Annotated in this window: 16 protein-coding genes and 1 pseudogene; 8 read left to right on the forward strand and 9 right to left on the reverse strand. The window is 70.4% G+C overall.

The features are described from left to right. Nucleotides 1–30: 30 nt before the first annotated feature. A complete protein-coding gene (locus tag AB0M48_RS37990) occupies nucleotides 31–591 on the reverse strand; it encodes a DUF305 domain-containing protein (RefSeq protein ID WP_363851672.1) in 561 nt (186 codons plus the stop codon). Beyond that, nucleotides 567–1,607 carry a DUF1996 domain-containing protein gene (locus AB0M48_RS37995; RefSeq protein WP_363851674.1) on the reverse strand — a complete coding sequence of 347 codons (1,041 nt, stop codon included), beginning with the start codon at nucleotides 1,605–1,607 and terminating at the stop codon, nucleotides 567–569. The genes AB0M48_RS37990 and AB0M48_RS37995 overlap by 25 nt, the downstream gene beginning before the upstream one ends. A gap of 208 nt (nucleotides 1,608–1,815) precedes the next feature. On the opposite strand from AB0M48_RS37995, the gene AB0M48_RS38000 reads away from it, so the two are divergent. After that, the gene (locus AB0M48_RS38000; protein ID WP_090005767.1) at nucleotides 1,816–2,001 is read left to right on the forward strand and encodes a hypothetical protein; all 186 of its coding nucleotides are present in this window, start codon (nucleotides 1,816–1,818) and stop codon (nucleotides 1,999–2,001) included. Between the two features lie 13 nt (nucleotides 2,002–2,014). Here AB0M48_RS38000 and AB0M48_RS38005 read toward each other — a convergent pair whose 3' ends face one another. Beyond that, a complete protein-coding gene (locus tag AB0M48_RS38005) occupies nucleotides 2,015–4,348 on the reverse strand; it encodes a tetratricopeptide repeat protein (RefSeq protein ID WP_363851677.1) in 2,334 nt (777 codons plus the stop codon). 146 nt (nucleotides 4,349–4,494) lie between these two features. Between AB0M48_RS38005 and AB0M48_RS38010 the strand changes: the two genes are divergently transcribed. Next, a complete protein-coding gene (locus AB0M48_RS38010) occupies nucleotides 4,495–5,649 on the forward strand; it encodes a glycosyltransferase 87 family protein (protein WP_363851680.1) in 1,155 nt (384 codons plus the stop codon). Here the strand turns inward: AB0M48_RS38010 and AB0M48_RS38015 are convergent. Then, entirely contained in the window at nucleotides 5,618–6,631 is a 1,014-nt protein-coding gene (locus AB0M48_RS38015; RefSeq protein WP_363851683.1) for a GTP-binding protein, read from the reverse strand. The two genes, AB0M48_RS38010 and AB0M48_RS38015, sit on opposite strands and share 32 nt — an antisense overlap. Before the next feature lie 73 nt (nucleotides 6,632–6,704). Here AB0M48_RS38015 and AB0M48_RS38020 point away from each other — a divergent pair, with 73 nt between their 5' ends. The 3 genes and pseudogenes from AB0M48_RS38020 to AB0M48_RS38030 all read left to right on the forward strand — a co-directional run. Continuing rightward, the gene (locus tag AB0M48_RS38020; RefSeq protein ID WP_363851686.1) at nucleotides 6,705–7,322 is read left to right on the forward strand and encodes a DsbA family oxidoreductase; all 618 of its coding nucleotides are present in this window, start codon (nucleotides 6,705–6,707) and stop codon (nucleotides 7,320–7,322) included. A gap of 1 nt (nucleotide 7,323) precedes the next feature. Next, nucleotides 7,324–7,668: an STAS domain-containing protein gene (locus tag AB0M48_RS38025; RefSeq protein WP_363851689.1), complete on the forward strand. Its 345-nt coding sequence runs from the start codon at nucleotides 7,324–7,326 to the stop codon at nucleotides 7,666–7,668. A 220-nt stretch (nucleotides 7,669–7,888) separates the two neighbouring features. Beyond that, nucleotides 7,889–7,981, forward strand: a pseudogene (locus AB0M48_RS38030) (DUF1345 domain-containing protein); the annotation flags it as partial. Nucleotides 7,982–8,031: 50 nt separating this feature from the next. Here the strand turns inward: AB0M48_RS38030 and AB0M48_RS38035 are convergent. Beyond that, nucleotides 8,032–8,472: a helix-turn-helix transcriptional regulator gene (locus AB0M48_RS38035; RefSeq protein ID WP_363851691.1), complete on the reverse strand. Its 441-nt coding sequence runs from the start codon at nucleotides 8,470–8,472 to the stop codon at nucleotides 8,032–8,034. A gap of 72 nt (nucleotides 8,473–8,544) precedes the next feature. Here AB0M48_RS38035 and AB0M48_RS38040 point away from each other — a divergent pair, with 72 nt between their 5' ends. After that, a complete protein-coding gene (locus AB0M48_RS38040) occupies nucleotides 8,545–9,741 on the forward strand; it encodes an MFS transporter (RefSeq protein WP_363851694.1) in 1,197 nt (398 codons plus the stop codon). Then, complete coding sequence (locus tag AB0M48_RS38045) at nucleotides 9,738–9,995, forward strand: Smr/MutS family protein (protein ID WP_363851697.1); 258 nt, start codon at nucleotides 9,738–9,740, stop codon at nucleotides 9,993–9,995. The genes AB0M48_RS38040 and AB0M48_RS38045 overlap by 4 nt, the downstream gene beginning before the upstream one ends. A gap of 3 nt (nucleotides 9,996–9,998) precedes the next feature. Here AB0M48_RS38045 and AB0M48_RS38050 read toward each other — a convergent pair whose 3' ends face one another. The 4 genes from AB0M48_RS38050 to AB0M48_RS38065 all read right to left on the reverse strand — a co-directional run bounded on the left by AB0M48_RS38050 (nucleotide 9,999) and on the right by AB0M48_RS38065 (nucleotide 14,292). Then, nucleotides 9,999–10,769: an MHYT domain-containing protein gene (locus AB0M48_RS38050; RefSeq protein ID WP_363851700.1), complete on the reverse strand. Its 771-nt coding sequence runs from the start codon at nucleotides 10,767–10,769 to the stop codon at nucleotides 9,999–10,001. A gap of 130 nt (nucleotides 10,770–10,899) precedes the next feature. Continuing rightward, nucleotides 10,900–11,925, reverse strand: coding sequence for a cobalamin B12-binding domain-containing protein (locus AB0M48_RS38055; protein ID WP_363851702.1), 1,026 nt, complete (start codon nucleotides 11,923–11,925; stop codon nucleotides 10,900–10,902). After that, on the reverse strand, nucleotides 11,922–13,307 hold the full coding sequence (locus AB0M48_RS38060; RefSeq protein ID WP_363851705.1) for a GAF domain-containing SpoIIE family protein phosphatase: 1,386 nt from the start codon (nucleotides 13,305–13,307) through the stop codon (nucleotides 11,922–11,924). Before AB0M48_RS38060 ends, AB0M48_RS38055 begins: the two co-directional genes overlap by 4 nt. 154 nt (nucleotides 13,308–13,461) lie before the next feature. Next, nucleotides 13,462–14,292: a PhzF family phenazine biosynthesis protein gene (locus AB0M48_RS38065; RefSeq protein WP_363851708.1), complete on the reverse strand. Its 831-nt coding sequence runs from the start codon at nucleotides 14,290–14,292 to the stop codon at nucleotides 13,462–13,464. Between the two features lie 133 nt (nucleotides 14,293–14,425). Here AB0M48_RS38065 and AB0M48_RS38070 point away from each other — a divergent pair, with 133 nt between their 5' ends. Then, on the forward strand, nucleotides 14,426–15,652 hold the full coding sequence (locus tag AB0M48_RS38070) for a PHB depolymerase family esterase (protein WP_363851711.1): 1,227 nt from the start codon (nucleotides 14,426–14,428) through the stop codon (nucleotides 15,650–15,652). Nucleotides 15,653–15,698: the final 46 nt, after the last annotated feature.

A 15,698-nucleotide genomic window follows, 5' to 3' on the forward strand; every position in this document is an offset into this window, starting at 1 on the left:
CCGTCACCGGTGGTGGTGACGGCACCGCGCTCAAGAGGCGTCTTCCAGAAGCGTCAGGAACTCCGCGCGCGTGCTGTCGACGCGCGCGCTCAGTTCCACCACCGGTGTGCTCGTGCCCGACGACAGCTCCGCACGGGCGACGGTGCGCGCCTCTTCGAGCTGAGTGCGCAGCAACGCCGTCAACTGCTGGTCGAAGGCGGTTCCCTCGGCGTACCCGACGGCGGCGAGTTCGGCGGCCGTGATCATGCCGGGCATGTCGTGCCCGTCGTGCTGGTCGCTCTCCTGCCTCCCGGTCCGGGCGAGCAGCTCCCGCACCTGCGCCAGTTCGGCCCGGTAGCGGTCCTGCAGCCGAGCGGCCACCGGACGCAGCGCGGAGCCGGGCCGGCCGGCCGTGAGCTCGAGTGCGGCGAGCGTGGACTCGTTCTGGGGGATCACCAGATCCATGAACGCCAGGTCCGTCGCGCTGAGGCCGGCCGGCGGGGCACTGGCCGGCGGGGGAGCGCCGGCCGGTGCCCCGCATCCCGTCGCCACCAGGACGGCCGCGATGAGGACGAGGGCGCGCACCACTAGGGGCGGCCGTCCGGTCCGCACTTGACGATCCGGTTGATGCAGTCGTGCACGCGCTGCGCCATCTCGGCTTCGGGCCAGACGTTGAAGAAGTCGCCGTGCATCGTGAACCCGGGACCGGACGACAGCTTGAACCGCGCCGGGTCGCCGCTCGCGGGGTACCGCAGCACCTGGCGCAGCTTCGGCACGGGCACGGGGTGCGTGGCCGGGCAGTCGCCCGCGACCGGGTAGGACATGTGGCTCTTGTGGTCCGCGGAGTCGAGGTCCTTGCCGTTCCAGCACTGCGGGAAGTCCAGATAGGACTCGATCATCGTGCCCGCCGGGCAGTTCACGAAGTCCTTGGACGCCCCGACGTGCCCGGCGTGCAGGCACGACCAGCGCGACATCGTGGTGTTGTCCGGAGCGGTGGCCTTGGCGTTGCCCGCGACGATGCGCAGCCCGTACGGCAGCGGCTGGATCCGCGCGGTCACGTCGTCACGCACGCCCTCGCCGAGGTAGTAGAACGTCGTGCCGGTCGGTTCGACGGGCTGGCCGTCGACCAGCAGCGTCGGCACCCAGTACGACGACAGGTCGACCTTCGGGCTGCACGTGCTGGTCGCCTTGCTCAGACTCGTGACGTCGGAACGGGCGTTCGTGGAGGCGTTGCCGAAGAAGCTGTGCATGTGCGAGGCGCCGGGGAGGTTCGGCATGACGATCGGGTCGTCCGGGAGCCGGTGCGTGAACGGGCACTCGGCGACGAACTCCGCGACGCGCACCGCGTTCGGCGGGATCGGCTCCTGGGGCTTGGCCGGAGCGACCACGGCGGCCTTCGTCGTCTCGGCCGCCTGCGTGGTCGTGCCGGCCGGCGGTGGCGTCGTGGTGTCCGCGATCACCGGCGCCGGGGCCGCGGCCGCGGGCGAGGACGTCTGGCTGGCCTTGGGCGGCGCGGGCGGGTGGAAGAACATCGCGTTCGCGGTCACCGCGGACGCCGCGACGCCCGCCACGGCGAGGGCGGCGATCCACACGCGCCGCCGCAACCGTGAACTGTGGACGTGAGGCATGGAGGTCCTTTCGGGCAGAGCTGGCACAGGGAGAGGAGGACTCCGGACCGGCGTTCACTTCACCAGCCGGTCCAGGGGTCCTCTGACCAGGAGATGCCCAGGGCGTCCGGCGATAACGGAAACTTCGCCGGACTTTTCTCGATGCGCGGAACAGACTCTGCGACTGGCCGGACGACCAGCGAAAACGCCGCCGGTAGGCTGCGCCCGCATGAGCAGAAAACTGTTGGTCGGGCTCGGCGTCGTGCTGCTCCTGCTCGGTGGTGTGTGGACGGCACAGGGCCTCGGCTACCTCAAGGGCAGCTTCATGACCGGTCAGCAGCTGTGGACGACCATCGGGCTGCTGTGCGCCGGAGCGGGTGTCATGCTGCTGATCCCCTGGCCGAAGAGGCGATGACACGGCACAGGCGTCATCCCAGTGCGGCCACCAGTTTCGCCGCAGTGACGCGCACCGCCGGTGTGTCGTAGCGGTCGCACTCCGCCAGCGCCCGCACCCGGTACTCGCGGGCCTGCGCCGCATCTCCCGCGGCGTCGGCGAGTTCGGCGAGCCGGGCCATGATCTCGACCCGGTGATCGGACAGCCGCGCCTCGTCGAGGGCCGCGAGCAGTTGCTCCTGTGCCTCGCCGAACCGGCCCGCGTCCATCAGCACCAGTCCGCGGTTGTGCTGCACGCGGGCGGTTCCGGCGGTGTTGGAGTGCTTGCGGAACAACGACTCCGCCTCGTCGAGCAGGTCCATCGCGGCGATCACCTGGCCCGCGGCCGCCAGGGTGGTCGCCAGCCGGATCAGCAGCATCGACAGCAGTTCGTCGTCACCACCGGTCTCGCGGTGCCGATCGACGCTGCGTTGCTGCACCTCGACGGCTTCCGCGAGGTCACCGGCGGTGTGCAGCATGACGCCCAGCAGGGAGAGCGCGAGGTTCTCGCCGATCCGGTAGCCCGCCTGCTCGAACAGGCCGACGGCTCGGCGGCCCAGCCACACCGCCTTGTCCGGCTCGCCGACCCGCCGCCGGATCGCCGAGCCGTAGTAGCAGGTCCACGCCTCGGTGAGGGTGTCGCCGACCGGTACCGCCGCGGCCTCCTCGTGCACGGACAGTGCTTCGTGCGGCCGGCCGCACAACGCGTACAGCGCCCACGACAGGTAGTTCAGCTGCTCCGCGGTGTCCTTGGCGGCCCCGAGCCGACGGGCCGAGTGAGCCCCGGCGGAGAAGACCTCACGCCACAGCTCGCCGACACCGTGCATGTCCGAGTACCAGTGCATCGCCCGTGCCAGTGCCAGAACGCGGTCGTACTCGCCGGCTTCCACGCCTGCTTTCACCGCGGTGCGCCAGTTGTCGAGTTCGAGTTCAAGCCACCGGGACGCGGACTCCTTGTCCCGCACCGGACCCGACCGCTCGGCCGGCACGTCGTGGTCGAAGAACAGCGCGGCCCTGGTCGCGGTGTCGAGGAGCCAGTGGCGCAAACGCGTGCGCGCCTCGAGCACGGCAGCCGGGTCGTCGTCCAGTTCCAGCCGTTCGGCCGCGAAGACGTGCAGCAGGTCGTGGCGGGTATAGCGGCCGGGCGTGTCGCTGATGCCGAGCAGACTCGCGTCGGCCAGTTCCTCCAGTGCCTCCTCCGCGTCGTCGACGAGGACACCGGCCAGGGCCGCGCTCGTGTCCGGGCTCGGCAGCAGAGCCAGTCTGCGGAACAGGGTGGCGGCGCCCGCGCTGAGCTGGTCGTAGGAGATCTCGAACGCCGCCCGCACCTGCAGGTCACCCGCCCGCAGCACGGACAGGCGGCGGCCCTCGTCCTCCAGCTGCTCGGCGAGGTGGCTGATCGTCCACCGCGGTCTGCTCGTGAGGCGGTTGCCCGCGATCAGCAACGCCAGCGGCGTGCCACCGCACAACTCGGCGACCCGCTCGGCCGCCCCGGGTTCGGCGTCGACCCGTTCGGGGCCCGTCACGGCCCGCAGCAGTGCGACGGAACGGTCCAGCGGCAGCAGCGCCAGGGCGAGGCGGTGCCGGACGTCGAGGCCGGTCAGGGTGCGGCGGCTGGTCAGCAGCACGAGCGTGCCGGGACTGGACGCCAGCAACGGGCGCACCTGCGCCTCGTTCGCCGCGTTGTCGAGCACCAGCAGCACCGTCCGGTCGCGCAGCTGCGACCGGTACAGCGACAGCTTGTCGTCCGGGTCGGCGGGGATCTGGCGATCGTCGGATCCGAACGACCGCAGCAGCCGGTGCGCGGCCTTCTCCGGTGTCAGCGGTTCGGCGTCGGTGCCGCGCAGGTCGAGGAACACGCAGCCGTCCGGGAACCGCGCGCCCAGCCGATGGCCCGCGTCCACGGCCAGCGCGGTCTTGCCCGCACCGGGTGCGCCGTGGACCACCGCGATCTGCAGCCGGGACGACGACGCGGCGTCCGCGGCGAACCCGTCCAGGAGCTCCTTCTCGGCCTCCCGTCCGGTGAGCTCGAGGAGCACCGGCGGCAGCGAGGAGGACGCCACGACGAACGGCGCGTCCGGCCGTTCCCGCACCGCGACGACCCGGCTGGCGCGGGCGAGCGCGGTGAACTCCGTCGCCTCCTCGTCGCGCAACCCGAGTCCGCTGACGAGCAGTTGCACCGTGCGGAACTGCGGGCTGAGCGTGCGGCCGCGTTCCATGTCGCTGATCGCCCGTGTGCTCAAGCCGGTCTGTTCCGCGAGTTCTTCCTGCGTCAGCGGAACACGCGATCGGTAAAAGCGGAGAAAGTCCCCGAACGCTGATGTGCTCACTGCGCACCCCCTCTTCGTTCCTGCGCATCATCCGCCCTGATAGACGTCCGGGCACGCTCGTCGTTGCTGGCAAGAGCACTTCTGCCGGTGGTTCTGCCGGTGGTTCAGCAAGGTGAAAGGCATGAGCCGTCGCTAATTTCGAGTAGGTGTCAACCGCTTCCCTGACGCGGAAAACCGATCTGGTTCCGCGAAGATTTCTTTCTCGACTGGCCGCTGCCCTCTGGCTCGCCGCTTTGGCGTGGCTGCTGGTGACGTGGTCCGGTCACTACCCGATCGATCTGGACGTGTACCGGCTCGGCGGCCTCGCCTGGCTCGAAGGGCGCCCCCTGTACGTCGGGTTCACCGGCCCGCCGCTCGACCCGCAGTTGCCCTTCACCTACCCGCCGATCGCGGCGATGCTGTTCAGCGGCCTGAGCTTCGTGCCGGGCGCGCTGCTGAACCCGCTGATGGTCGTCTCCGGCTTCCTCGCGCTCACCGCGGTGTGCGTCGCGGTCGCCGGCAGGGTCCGTCCCGATCTCCGGTGGACGGCCGGGCTGCTCGCGGCGATCGGCGCCCTGGCGCTGGACCCGGTGTGGACGACGTACGGCTACGGCCAGATCAACCTGTACCTGCTGGCGCTGGTCGTGATCGACGTGGTGCTGGTGAAGGACAGGCGCTGGCGGGGTGTGCTGATCGGCGTCGCCGCGGCGATCAAGCTGACGCCCGCGATCTTCGTGCTCTACTTCGTCGCCCGGCGCGACTGGCGGGCGGCGATGACGACGGCGGCCACGTTCGCGGGCCTGGCGGTCGCGGGATTCCTGATCGCACCAGGGGATTCGCTGCAGTACTGGCTGCACTCGCTGCTGAACCCGGACCGCATCGGCGACATGTCGCTGTCGACCAACCAGTCGATCCGGGGCCTGCTGCGCGGCTTCGGCCTCGCGCCCGGCGTCGAAACGCTGCTGTGGGCGGGAATCACCGCGGTCGTCGTGGCTGTCGCGGTGCTCGTGGCCCGGCGGACCCGCGACGACCTCGTCGCACTGTTCGTCATCGCGGGTGCCGGGCTGCTGGCCTCACCGGTCTCCTGGCTGCACCACTGGGTGTGGTGCGTGCCGGTGCTGGTGTTCCTCGCCCTGCGCGGCAACGCCTGGCCCGCCTTCGCCGCCGTGTTCCTGGTGTTCGTGACCCGTCTGCACGAGTTCGACACGTACGTGTGGCTGACGGTCCTCGCGTTGGGAGCGCTGGCGTTCAGGCCGGTCGACCGCGGACAGCACCGTCACGAGGTGAGTGTCAGAGCTCCATCTCCTCGTGCCAGTCGGTGAACGGGTCCGCGAAGTCGAGCTCGCTGACCAGCGCGAGCTCCTCGTCGGTGACCAGGGCCGACCGCAGCGCCGCGGTGATCTCGGCGGCGTCGGCGAACCTGGTGATCACGACGAGCTCCTGGTCGCGTTCGCCCTCCCACGGCCCCAGGTTGCCCACGCGCAACCCGCCGCCCGCGGACTCCAGCCACAGCGCCGCGTCGGGCTGGCTCGCCACCCACACCCGGCCGCGCACGCGCACCACGCCGTCGAGCAGCACGTCGATGCACTCGTGCAGCCGCATGGGGTGGAACGGGCGCCGGTCGGTGAAGTGGACGACGGACACGCCGTGCGCCGGTTCCAGCGACGGCCGCCCGAACAGCAGCGAACCGAACCCGTCGTCGATCTCGCCCCGGCGCGCTCCGGCGGGAATCGCCGCCAGCAGGTCGACGACGTCGAGCGAGTCCAGCTGCCGGCGTGGGGCGCCGGGCGTGAGCCGGTCCAGCACGGCGGTGAGCACCGGGTCGGCCGGCCCGGTCAGCACCAGCGCGTCGGCGAACTCCGCCTGCCCCACCACGACCTGCGCGACGGTCCGCTCGTCGCCCTCGGCAGCGCGCATCCCGCGGTCGGCCAGCGAGTCGGCGCCGGTCGCGTCGTCGAGCCAGGTGGCGGTGTCGATCACCGTCACCACGGCCTCGACCTCCACCTCGGTCTCGCTCAGCGCGAAGCAGACGGCCTCCGGTTCGAGCATCGGGTCGAGCTGCACGATCACCCGGCCGTCCAGCCCTTCGAGCAGGGGGACGAGATCGAGGCGCAACGTGCACGAGACACACCCGTGCGCGAGCTCCAGCACCGTGAGCCGGCCGTCGGCCCAGCGCCGCACCACCCCGTCGGCCAGGCTGCTCAGATCATGCCTGACCAGCGACGATTCCGGTGCTGCCCGCCAGAGTTCGTCGGCCACGTCGTAGTGGGTGAACCCGGCTACCAATACGACCCGTGCTGCCATGTCCCGCACCCTACATGACAACGATTATCGTTTCTGAACGGACGGGGTGGCGCGGGCGTGACATGATCGAACGATGCAGGTCGAGTTCTGGGCTGACGTCATCTGTCCGTGGTGCTACATCGGCAAGGCGCGCTTCGACAAGGCGCTGGCCGGGTTCGAGCACCGCGCCGAGGTCACCGTGGTGCACCGCGCGTTCGAGCTGGATCCGCACAAGGAGGGCGTCGAGTCCGTGCAGGCCATGCTCGCCGCCAAGTTCGGCCCGCGCGCCGCCGAGATGGAGGACTCCGTCGCCCAGCTCGCGCGCGACGAGGGCCTTGAATACCGGCTGGACCGCGAGGTCGGCAACACCTTCGACGTGCACCGGCTGTTGCACCTGGCGGGGGAGCGCGGCGTCCAGGCCGAGGTCCTCGACGCCGTGCTGCACGCCAACTTCGGGCAGGCGCGGTCGCTGTTCACACCCGAGTCGCTGACCGAGATCGCGACCGGGGCCGGGCTCGACGCCGCCGACGTGAAGACCGTTCTCGAAGACCCCGCGATGTACGCCGACGAGGTGCGCGCCGACGAGCAGCGCGCTCGGGAGATCGGTGTCTCCGGCGTCCCGTTCGTGGTCGTCGCGGGACGTCTGGCGGTGGCCGGTGCGCAGCCGGCCGAACTGTTCGGGCGAGCGTTGACTCAGGCTTGGGAGGCGTGAGGTGGAAGAGACGCCGTTGAAGGTCGAGTCCGAGAACCGCTCCGGCGCGGTCGTGTTGCGCGCCGAGGGCGAGGTCGACTCCTACTCCGCGGAACTGTTGCGCGACAAGCTTTCCGAGGCGTTCCGCGCGGGACTTCCCGTCGTGCTGGATCTCAGCGCGGTCGAGTTCTTCGCGTCCGCCGGCCTCTCGGTGCTGGTGGAGTACCACCTGCTCGGCGAGGACCGCGGCGTCCCGTTGCGCCTGGTGTCGCCCAGGGGCAGCGTGCTGCGCGCACTGCGGGCCACCACGCTGAACGAGACCCTCGACCTGTACCTCGACCTGGACGCGGCGTTGCGCGCCGGCTGACCTGCCGGCCCGGCCGATACCGGACGGGTTCGTGCTGGACCGCACCAAGGTCGTGGCGGCGCTCGCGGCGGGCCTCGTCTGCGGCCTCGCCGTCACCCTGACCGGCCACGGCGAGTTCGGCCTGCTGGTCGGCTGGGACGTCGCGACCCTGGTGTACCTAGTGCGGGGGCGTTGGCGAGCCTTGTGTCCGTGGGGGCTTCGTACTGGCTCGTGCATCGGCATGACGTTCCAGGTGTCCGACACGAGCCTGTCCGGCCGCGAGATGCGCCGCACGGCACTGAAGCACGCCCTGCTGTCGTACCTGTTCGGCACCGGCGTGCTGGCCACGACGACCAACCTGGTCGCGAGCTCAGCAGCCAGTGATCACGCCGGGTGCTCCGCGATGAGCACCAAGGCGTCGAGCACCCGCCACCAGTCGTGCTCGCTCGCCTCGTGCCCGAGCGCCTCCGTGAGCAGGACGCACGCGCTGATGAGTCGCGCGGCCACGTCCTGCGGATCCTGACCCGACTTCTCGGCGAGAGCGGCGACGGTCGCCCGGAAACGCTTGCTCCTGCTCAACTTCAGCACGCTCGGAGGCGTGGGCGCGGCCGTCACCGGCGGATCTGAGGAGAACCCGATCGACAGCTCGGTGCCGAGCGCGGACGCGAGCCTGCCCAGCGCGTTCGTCGTCGGATTCCCCCGGCCGTTCTCCAGGTTCGCGATGTAGGGCACGGACAGCCCGGCGTCGGCGGCGACCGAGGCGACGGTACGGCCCGACGCCTGCCGCAGCGCGCGCAGTCTCGGCCCGATGGGCTCGTTCGGCACGAACACTCCTATCTTGACAGAACACTTCGATCGACGCTCTTATTCTGTCAGGCTACTACCTGGGGGTGGGCGGTGCTCGAAGCGCTGAAGGTGCGCGATTTCCGGCTGCTGTGGACCGGGCGAACGGTGAGCCTGCTCGGCTCGTGGCTGCTGGTGATCGCGATCCCGGCCCACGTGTACGCGCTCAGCGGCTCCCTGCTCGCGACCGGTCTCACGCTGGTCGCCGAGTACCTGCCGCCGTTGCTGCTCGGCCCGATCGCGGGCGTGGTGGCCGACCGCTGGGACCGCAGGCGGGTGATGATCACCGCGGACCTGTTCCGCGCCGCCGCGGTCGCGCTGATGCTGTGCGCGACGGCCGGGCACTCGCTCTGGCTGGTCTACGCCGCGCTGGTCGCGGAGAGCACCGGCGCCGTGCTGTTCCGCCCGGCAGCGCAGGCGCACGTCCCGGCCATCGTCGGCACCGGCAGCGGCTTGAGCAGCGCGAACTCGCTGAACGCCGCCGTCGACGGCACGGTCCGCCTCGTCGCGCCACCACTGGGCGCGGTGATCCTGACCTTCGCCGGCTTCCAGGCGCTCATCTGGATCGACGTCGCGAGCTACCTCGTCTCGGCGGCCGTGATCGCCTCGACCACGCGCACCACGGCGAAGGCGGCGGACAAGCGGGTGCCGGCCGATCTCGCCGGTGGCTGGAAGGTGTTGCGGGGCTTGCCGATCGCGATGGCTCTGCTGCCGTTGACGGCGGTGTTCCTCGCGGCGAACGCGGCGCTCAGCGCGTTGCTCGTGCCGTTCGGCATCCGGCAACTCGGTGGCAGCGAACAGATCGGGCTCGTGGTGTCCGCACTCGGCATCGGGTTCCTGCTCGGCGCGGTGGCGATCCGCGGGCTGGTCGACCGGGTGCGGCCGCGGTTCCTGCTCGCGGCGAGCCAGCTGGCCACCGCCGTCGCGTTCCTCGTGCTCTTCGGCTCCACCTCGTTGGTCGTCGCGTTGCCCGCCGGTGTCGCCATCGGCGTGTTCGGTTCGATGACGCTCGTGACACCGCAAACGGCGTTGCAGCGGGCAGTGCCGAACGAGGCGCTCGGCCGGATCAGCGCGGTGTTCCTGACGGCGGAGGCGCTGGCGACGTTGATCGGCGCACTGGCGGGACCGCTGCTCGCGCAGACGGTGTCGCTGTCCGCCGCCGTGCTGGTCGCCTGCGTGGTCACCGCGGGCGGCGCGCTGGCCGGACTGGCGCTGATGCCCCGCGCGGCTCAGGCAGAATGCGTGGTGTGAGCCTGGAGAAGCTGACCGTCGACCTGCACCCGATCTTCCGCAGCGACCAGGACATCGCCCAGGCCGTCCGCAACGCGCTGTTCCGCGCGGCAGGGCAGAAGGTGCCGCTGGTCGAGATCATCACGGGCAAGGGGTCCGGCAAGCTCAAGAGCCGCGTGCTCGCGATGTTGAAGCAGCCGCACGTGAAGAAGTTCTACCGGAGGGTGGAGGTCGCGCCCGGCAACGACGGAATGGTGCTGGTGCACCTCAGGTGAGGCTCAGCCCCGGCTGGTGCGCCGCATGACGCGGTCGAGCAGTTCCGCCTCCTCGTGGCTCTCCTCGCCGGACGCGGTGAGGGCGAGCAGGAAGATGATGATCACACTGACGCCTGCCCCGCCGATGATCAGCGACGTGATCAGCTCCTGCGAGTTGCCGACGACGATCGACGCGCTGTGGTCGTGGGCCATGCTCATGGCGTACATGCCGGTGTAGTGCATGCCCGTGACGGCGACTCCCATCACCAGGGCGGCGCCGATGACGGCGAACAGGCCGCTGACCTTCCGCGTGAACCACAGCGCGACGGTCGAGGCGACGACGGCGATCACGATGGACAGCGCCACGAGACCGGGGTTGTAGCCGATGTCGGCGTTGATCACGATCGCGGACATGCCGGTGTAGTGCATCGCGGCGACGCCGAGCCCGGTGACGAGCCCGCCCGCGGCGAGTGGCCAGAAGCGCGTGTCGCCGTTGACGCCGTAGCGGCGCACCAGGAACAGGCCGGCGGCGACCACCACGATGGCGACGATCATGCTCAGCAACGTGATCGGGATGTCGTAGGCGACGTTCGCGCCCATCCAGGTGCCGAGCATCGCGGTGAAGTGCATGCCCCAGATGCCGAGCCCGCCGATCGACACCGCGGCGACGCCGATCCACCAGTTGCGCGTCGTCCTGGTCGCGTGTCGTGCTCGTTCCGCGGACAGGAGACCCAGCACGGAGCCGAGGAACGCCACGGCGTAGGCGGCGATCGGCGTGAAGGTCCCCATGTCCATGAGCGAGATGAAAACATTTCAGATCTATCGGACACAAGGCTGTTGTGGACAATGAAATCGAGCAACACGAAGGGCGATCGGCCGAGTACGCGCAGTGCCCCACATATGTCCACAAAGGACTACTGTGGGTCTATGCGGACAGCGGACTGGCCTGCTGGGTGAGCATTCGCCGCGCACGCGGGAAGTCGCGCAGCTGAGCCGCGAACAGTTCCAGCGCGGGTTCCAGCACCTGCGCCGGCACCCCGCGGGCGTCGAGCACGGCGCCGGTCCACAGGAGGAAGTCGCGGAACAACGAGGCGTCGTCGACGTACAGCGCGGTCGCGAGGTAGTCCACGATGTGCGCCAAGTCCTCAGCTGTGTGCTGCCGCTGTACGTCGCTGTAGGACCGCATGGCCGGCACGCGTTCCTCGAGCCCGCGGTACACCGACCGCACGAGGTCGCGCGCGCTGCGGGACACCAGCGTGTACTCCTGGTCGGCCAGGTGCGGCAGGTCGTCGACGGGCTGGTGCGGTGTGCCCGGCGCCGTCAGCGTCCGGGACAGCAGCATGTCCGCCGCGGACCGGGCGTCAGCCGCCCAGGCGTTCGCGCCGAACCGCCGCGCGTAGGAACCGTCCGCGCCGAACGCCGCGCCGCCCACCATCACCGGCACGCCGGTCGCCTGGCACGCCGTCATCGTGGAGTGCGCCACCGGCAGCCGGGTGGCGATCGAGCTCGACAGCGCCACCACGTCCGGGCCCGTGCGGTGCAGGTAGGTGATGAGGTGCGGCGTGGGCACCTGCGCACCCAGGTAGTCGATGGCGAAACCGCGCAACGACAACACTTCCGCGAGCAACCGCGCGGGCAGCGCGTGCCACTCGCCGTCCACGCAGGCCACCAGCACGCGGCCGTGTTCGGGTCGCCGCCGCGGCCGGGTGATCGACAGCGCGGTGACCGCGCGGTCGTTGATGGCGGTGATCGCGTGCTCCTGCGCCACGCTGATCCGGTTCGCGGCCCACTCCCGGCCGACGCGGTGCTGCACCCCGGCGATCACCTCGAGCAGCACGGTCTCGTGGCCGAGTTCGCCAGCGGCCTCGAGCACCACGTCCGTCGCGCGGTGCTCGTCGCCGGCGAACGCGGCCTCCCACAGGGAGTCGACCGCGGTTTCCACCGTGCTCACTGAGTCCTCCTGCGCGGCGCGGTGATCGAGAGAACCGCCATGTCGTCGTGCTCGCCCTGGCCGACCCACTGCGCGGCGAGCATGTGCACGTGCTCGACCAGCGCCTCGGCCGGCATGCCACCGCAGGCCGTCAGGGCGCGGCGCAGGCGGTCCTCGCCGAACTCCTCGTCGCCCAGCGGGCCGCCGTGGGCCTCGGTGATGCCGTCGGTGTAGAGCAGGCACGAGTCACCGGGCGCCAGCACCACCTCGTCGGTCGACGTGATGATCCGCGGCAGGATGCCGACGAGCGTGCCCTTCGTCCTGGCCGCCTCGATCTCGCCGTTCGCCCGCACGATCAGCGGCGGCAGGTGCCCGCCCGAGGTCAGCGTCACGCGCAGGCCGTCGCTCACCGGGCGCACGGTGCCGACGACGGTGGTGATGAAGCGGGACCTGTCCGTCGTGAGCAGTGCCTGGTTGAGGGCGTGCAGCATCTTGTCGTGGTCGGTGACGACCTGCAGGAGCGCGTGCACGGCCGTGCGGACCTTGCCGGTCTGCGCCGCCGCGTCGAGGCCTTTGCCGCAGACGTCGCCGAGCACGACGAACAGCTCGTCGTCCGGCAGCTCGTGCACGTCGTAGAAGTCGCCTCCGACGCGTTCGGTGTCGGCCGCGGGGCGGTAGCGGCCCGCCAGTTCGACGTGCTCGTAGCGGCGCAACGCGGGCGGCAGCAGGTCGCGGGTCAGCCGGTCGGTGATCACGGCCTGCTGGGTGAACAGGCTCGCCGCCGAGATCGCCACCCCCGCCCGCGAGGCGAACAGCCGCGCGAACGCCTCCTCGTCCTCGCTGAAGTGCCCGCTGCGGCGCATGAGGATCAACGCGCCGGCGGGCACGCCGTGACCGGGCAGGGGCGTCACGACGATCGACGCCACGTCGTGCGCCAGCCACTGCGGCGCGGCGGCCGGGTCGATCCACCGCGACGGCACCGGCGGGAACCCGCGCAGCGCCTCGCTGAGCCCGATCACGGCCTCGACGTCGACGTGCCGCAGTTCGTAGGTCGGCGTCTCACCCCGGCGGCAGCGCGTGACGGGATGCCCGTCGCCCGAGCGCGGCGCGATCACCAGGACCTCGTCCGCGAGGTGCTCGGCGGCCATCTCGGCCACGACGGTCATGCACCGCTCGGGGTTGAGGGAAGTCATCAGGGCGCTGGACACCCGTGTGAGCAGCGCGGCCCGTTCCCGTTCCAGCAGCAGGTCGGTCTCGTCGAGCAGCCACCAGGTGACCGAGTCGTCCTCGTTGTCCACCCGATGCGTGGTGTAGGTGCGCTCCGCGATGTGCACGGTTTCGCCGTGCCGCCATTGCGACGGCAGGACCTGTTCGGGGAGGAGGGACTTGGCGGCGTCGTTCATGCCGTGCACCGCACCCACGGCATCGACTACAAGCGCGGGGCACGGCGCACGCAACCAGCTGGAAACCGTGACCACACTCGAATTGTCTCATCGAAAGCCGATCAAGAACAACGTTTGAAACCCGCCCGAGGGGGTAGAAGTCCTCAAAGGACAATCACAGCACCACCTGGCCGGTGATCCCGAGCACGGAGTTCCCGCCCACCCAGATCTCGCCGCGCTCCTGCGAGAGGTGCACCCGGCCCCGGCGGCCGAGCGCGGTGCCCTGAGCCGCGACGTAGCGCTGCTGGGCGATCCCCGCCGGGATGAGCCACTGCGCGATCGAGGCGTTGAGGCTGCCCGTCACCGGATCCTCCTCGAACCGGCCGCCCTCGTTGATGAACGCCCGCACCTCGAACGCCGCCTCGCCTCCGTCCGGGTGCGGCCCGACCACCCCGATGCCCGTGAACTCACCGAACCGCTGGTAGTCGGGCCGCAGAGCCAGTACGGCCGCGGCCGAGTGCAGCAGCACGGCGACCCAGCCCGGCCCGTTGTCGGCCCACTGCGCGCCGGCGATCTCCTCCGGCGTGATGGCCAGCGCCGCGGCGAGGGCCACGTGGTCCTCGACCGGGCCGCCGCGCAGCAGCGGCGGGGCGGCGAACGCCAGCCGTGAACCGTCGCGGCGCACCTCCACCAGACCCGCACCGCACTCCTGCACCAGCCGGTCCGGGTCGCGCGGGGTGTGCCCGGCGGCCAGCCACGCGTGGGCTGATCCGAGCGTCGGGTGGCCCGCGAAAGGCAGCTCGCGGCTCACCGTGAAAATTCGTAGCCGATAGTCGGCGGCGGGGTCTTCCGGAGGAAGCAGGAACGTCGTCTCCGCGAGGTTCGTCCAGTTCGCGAACGCCGCCATTTGCTCGGTGGTCAGGCCTTCCGCGTCGTGCACCACCGCAAGCGCGTTGCCCTTGGTGAACTCGTCGGTGAACACGTCTACCTGGCTGAACGTCCGCATGAGGCCAAACTAGTCAATGGGGCGGGCCTACGTCTGGTGGGCGCATGAGGTGGTGACCGCACACGTGGTGCCGTCCAGTTACCGGCTCTTAACCTCGATCACATGTCCTGCCTGCAATGACGGAGGCGAACACATGCGATTGAGGAACGCGCTCGTGGCACTCGCGGCGGCCACCGGCCTGGCCGCGGCATCCCTGTCGATCTCGCTCGCGGCGGTCCCGCCACCGCAGCCCGGCACGCTCACCAAGTACGACATCACCGGTACCTACGTCAGCGGCGTGTCGTCCGGCGGCTACCTCGCCAACCAGCTCCACGTCGCGTATTCGAGCGTCTTCCAGGGCGCGGGTATTTTCTCCGCTGGGGCCTACGACTGCGCGCAGAACAACGTGAACACCGCGCTGTACGCGTGCATGGACACCTTCCAGGCCCGCAAGACACCCGCGGAACTGGAGCAGCTGACCAGGAACCGGGCGGCGGCGGGCAGCGTCGATCCGCCGCAGAACCTCTCGGGCGACCCGGTCTGGCTGTTCCACGGCAGCGCGGACGACACCGTCGCCCGCGTGGTGAACGACGACCTCGCCACCTACTACCGCGATTTCGGCGCACGGGTCGCCTACAACAACACCACCGCGGCCGGGCACGCCTGGGTCAGTCCGATCGGCCCGAACGCCTGCGGTGCCACAGCTTCGCCGTACGTCAACAAGTGCGGCACCGACGTGGTCAGGGAGATGCTGGCCCACCTGACCGGCCCCGTGAACGCGGCCGCCTCGGCGTTGTCCGGCAAGCTCGTCCAGTTCGACCAGAACACCTACGCCCCCGGTGGCAACGCGGCGTCGATCAGCATGGGACGTGAGGGTTTCGCTTACGTGCCACGGTCGTGCGAAACGGGGCCGTGCAAGCTGATGGTGACGCTCCACGGTTGCTACCAGTACTTCGGGCTGATCGGCAACGCGTTGTTGGACAAGGCATATCTCAACGAGTACGCCGACACCAACAACATGATCGTGCTCTACCCGCAGGCCACCACGATGACCGGAAACCCGCGCGGCTGCTGGGACTGGTGGGGTTACCAGTCGCCTCAGTACGCGCTGAAGACCGGTCCGCAGATGACCGCCGTCGTGAACATGGTCAAGGCGTTGAGCGCCGGAGGACCACCGCCCACCACAACGACCACGACCACCACACCGCCGACCTCTCAGTGCGTCACCGCCAGCAACTACGCCCACACCGTCGCCGGCCGTGCCTACGCCACGCTGGGGCAGACCTACGCGCTGGGCTCCAATCAGCCGCTGGGGCTGTGGAACACCTTCACCACCAGCACGATCCGGCAGACCTCACCGAACCACTGGGTGAAGTGCTGACCGGCTGAGCTCCGGGGTGGCGGCGCGCACCGCCACCCCGGTCCCG

Source organism: Lentzea sp. NPDC051208, assembly GCF_040682435.1.
Taxonomy (GTDB): domain Bacteria; phylum Actinomycetota; class Actinomycetes; order Mycobacteriales; family Pseudonocardiaceae; genus Lentzea; species Lentzea kristufekii.

What these genes read in the sequence shown, in the direction of transcription:
- AB0M48_RS37995 (WP_363851674.1), bottom strand. Translation starts at nt 1,607, where the DNA reads ATGCCTCACGTCCACAGTTCACGGTTGCGGCGGCGCGTGTGGATCGCC.
- AB0M48_RS38000 (WP_090005767.1), top strand. Translation starts at nt 1,816, where the DNA reads ATGAGCAGAAAACTGTTGGTCGGGCTCGGCGTCGTGCTGCTCCTGCTC.
- AB0M48_RS38015 (WP_363851683.1), bottom strand. Translation starts at nt 6,631, where the DNA reads ATGGCAGCACGGGTCGTATTGGTAGCCGGGTTCACCCACTACGACGTG.
- AB0M48_RS38020 (WP_363851686.1), top strand. Translation starts at nt 6,705, where the DNA reads ATGCAGGTCGAGTTCTGGGCTGACGTCATCTGTCCGTGGTGCTACATC.
- AB0M48_RS38050 (WP_363851700.1), bottom strand. Translation starts at nt 10,769, where the DNA reads ATGGACATGGGGACCTTCACGCCGATCGCCGCCTACGCCGTGGCGTTC.
- AB0M48_RS38060 (WP_363851705.1), bottom strand. Translation starts at nt 13,307, where the DNA reads ATGAACGACGCCGCCAAGTCCCTCCTCCCCGAACAGGTCCTGCCGTCG.
- AB0M48_RS38065 (WP_363851708.1), bottom strand. Translation starts at nt 14,292, where the DNA reads ATGCGGACGTTCAGCCAGGTAGACGTGTTCACCGACGAGTTCACCAAG.
- AB0M48_RS38070 (WP_363851711.1), top strand. Translation starts at nt 14,426, where the DNA reads ATGCGATTGAGGAACGCGCTCGTGGCACTCGCGGCGGCCACCGGCCTG.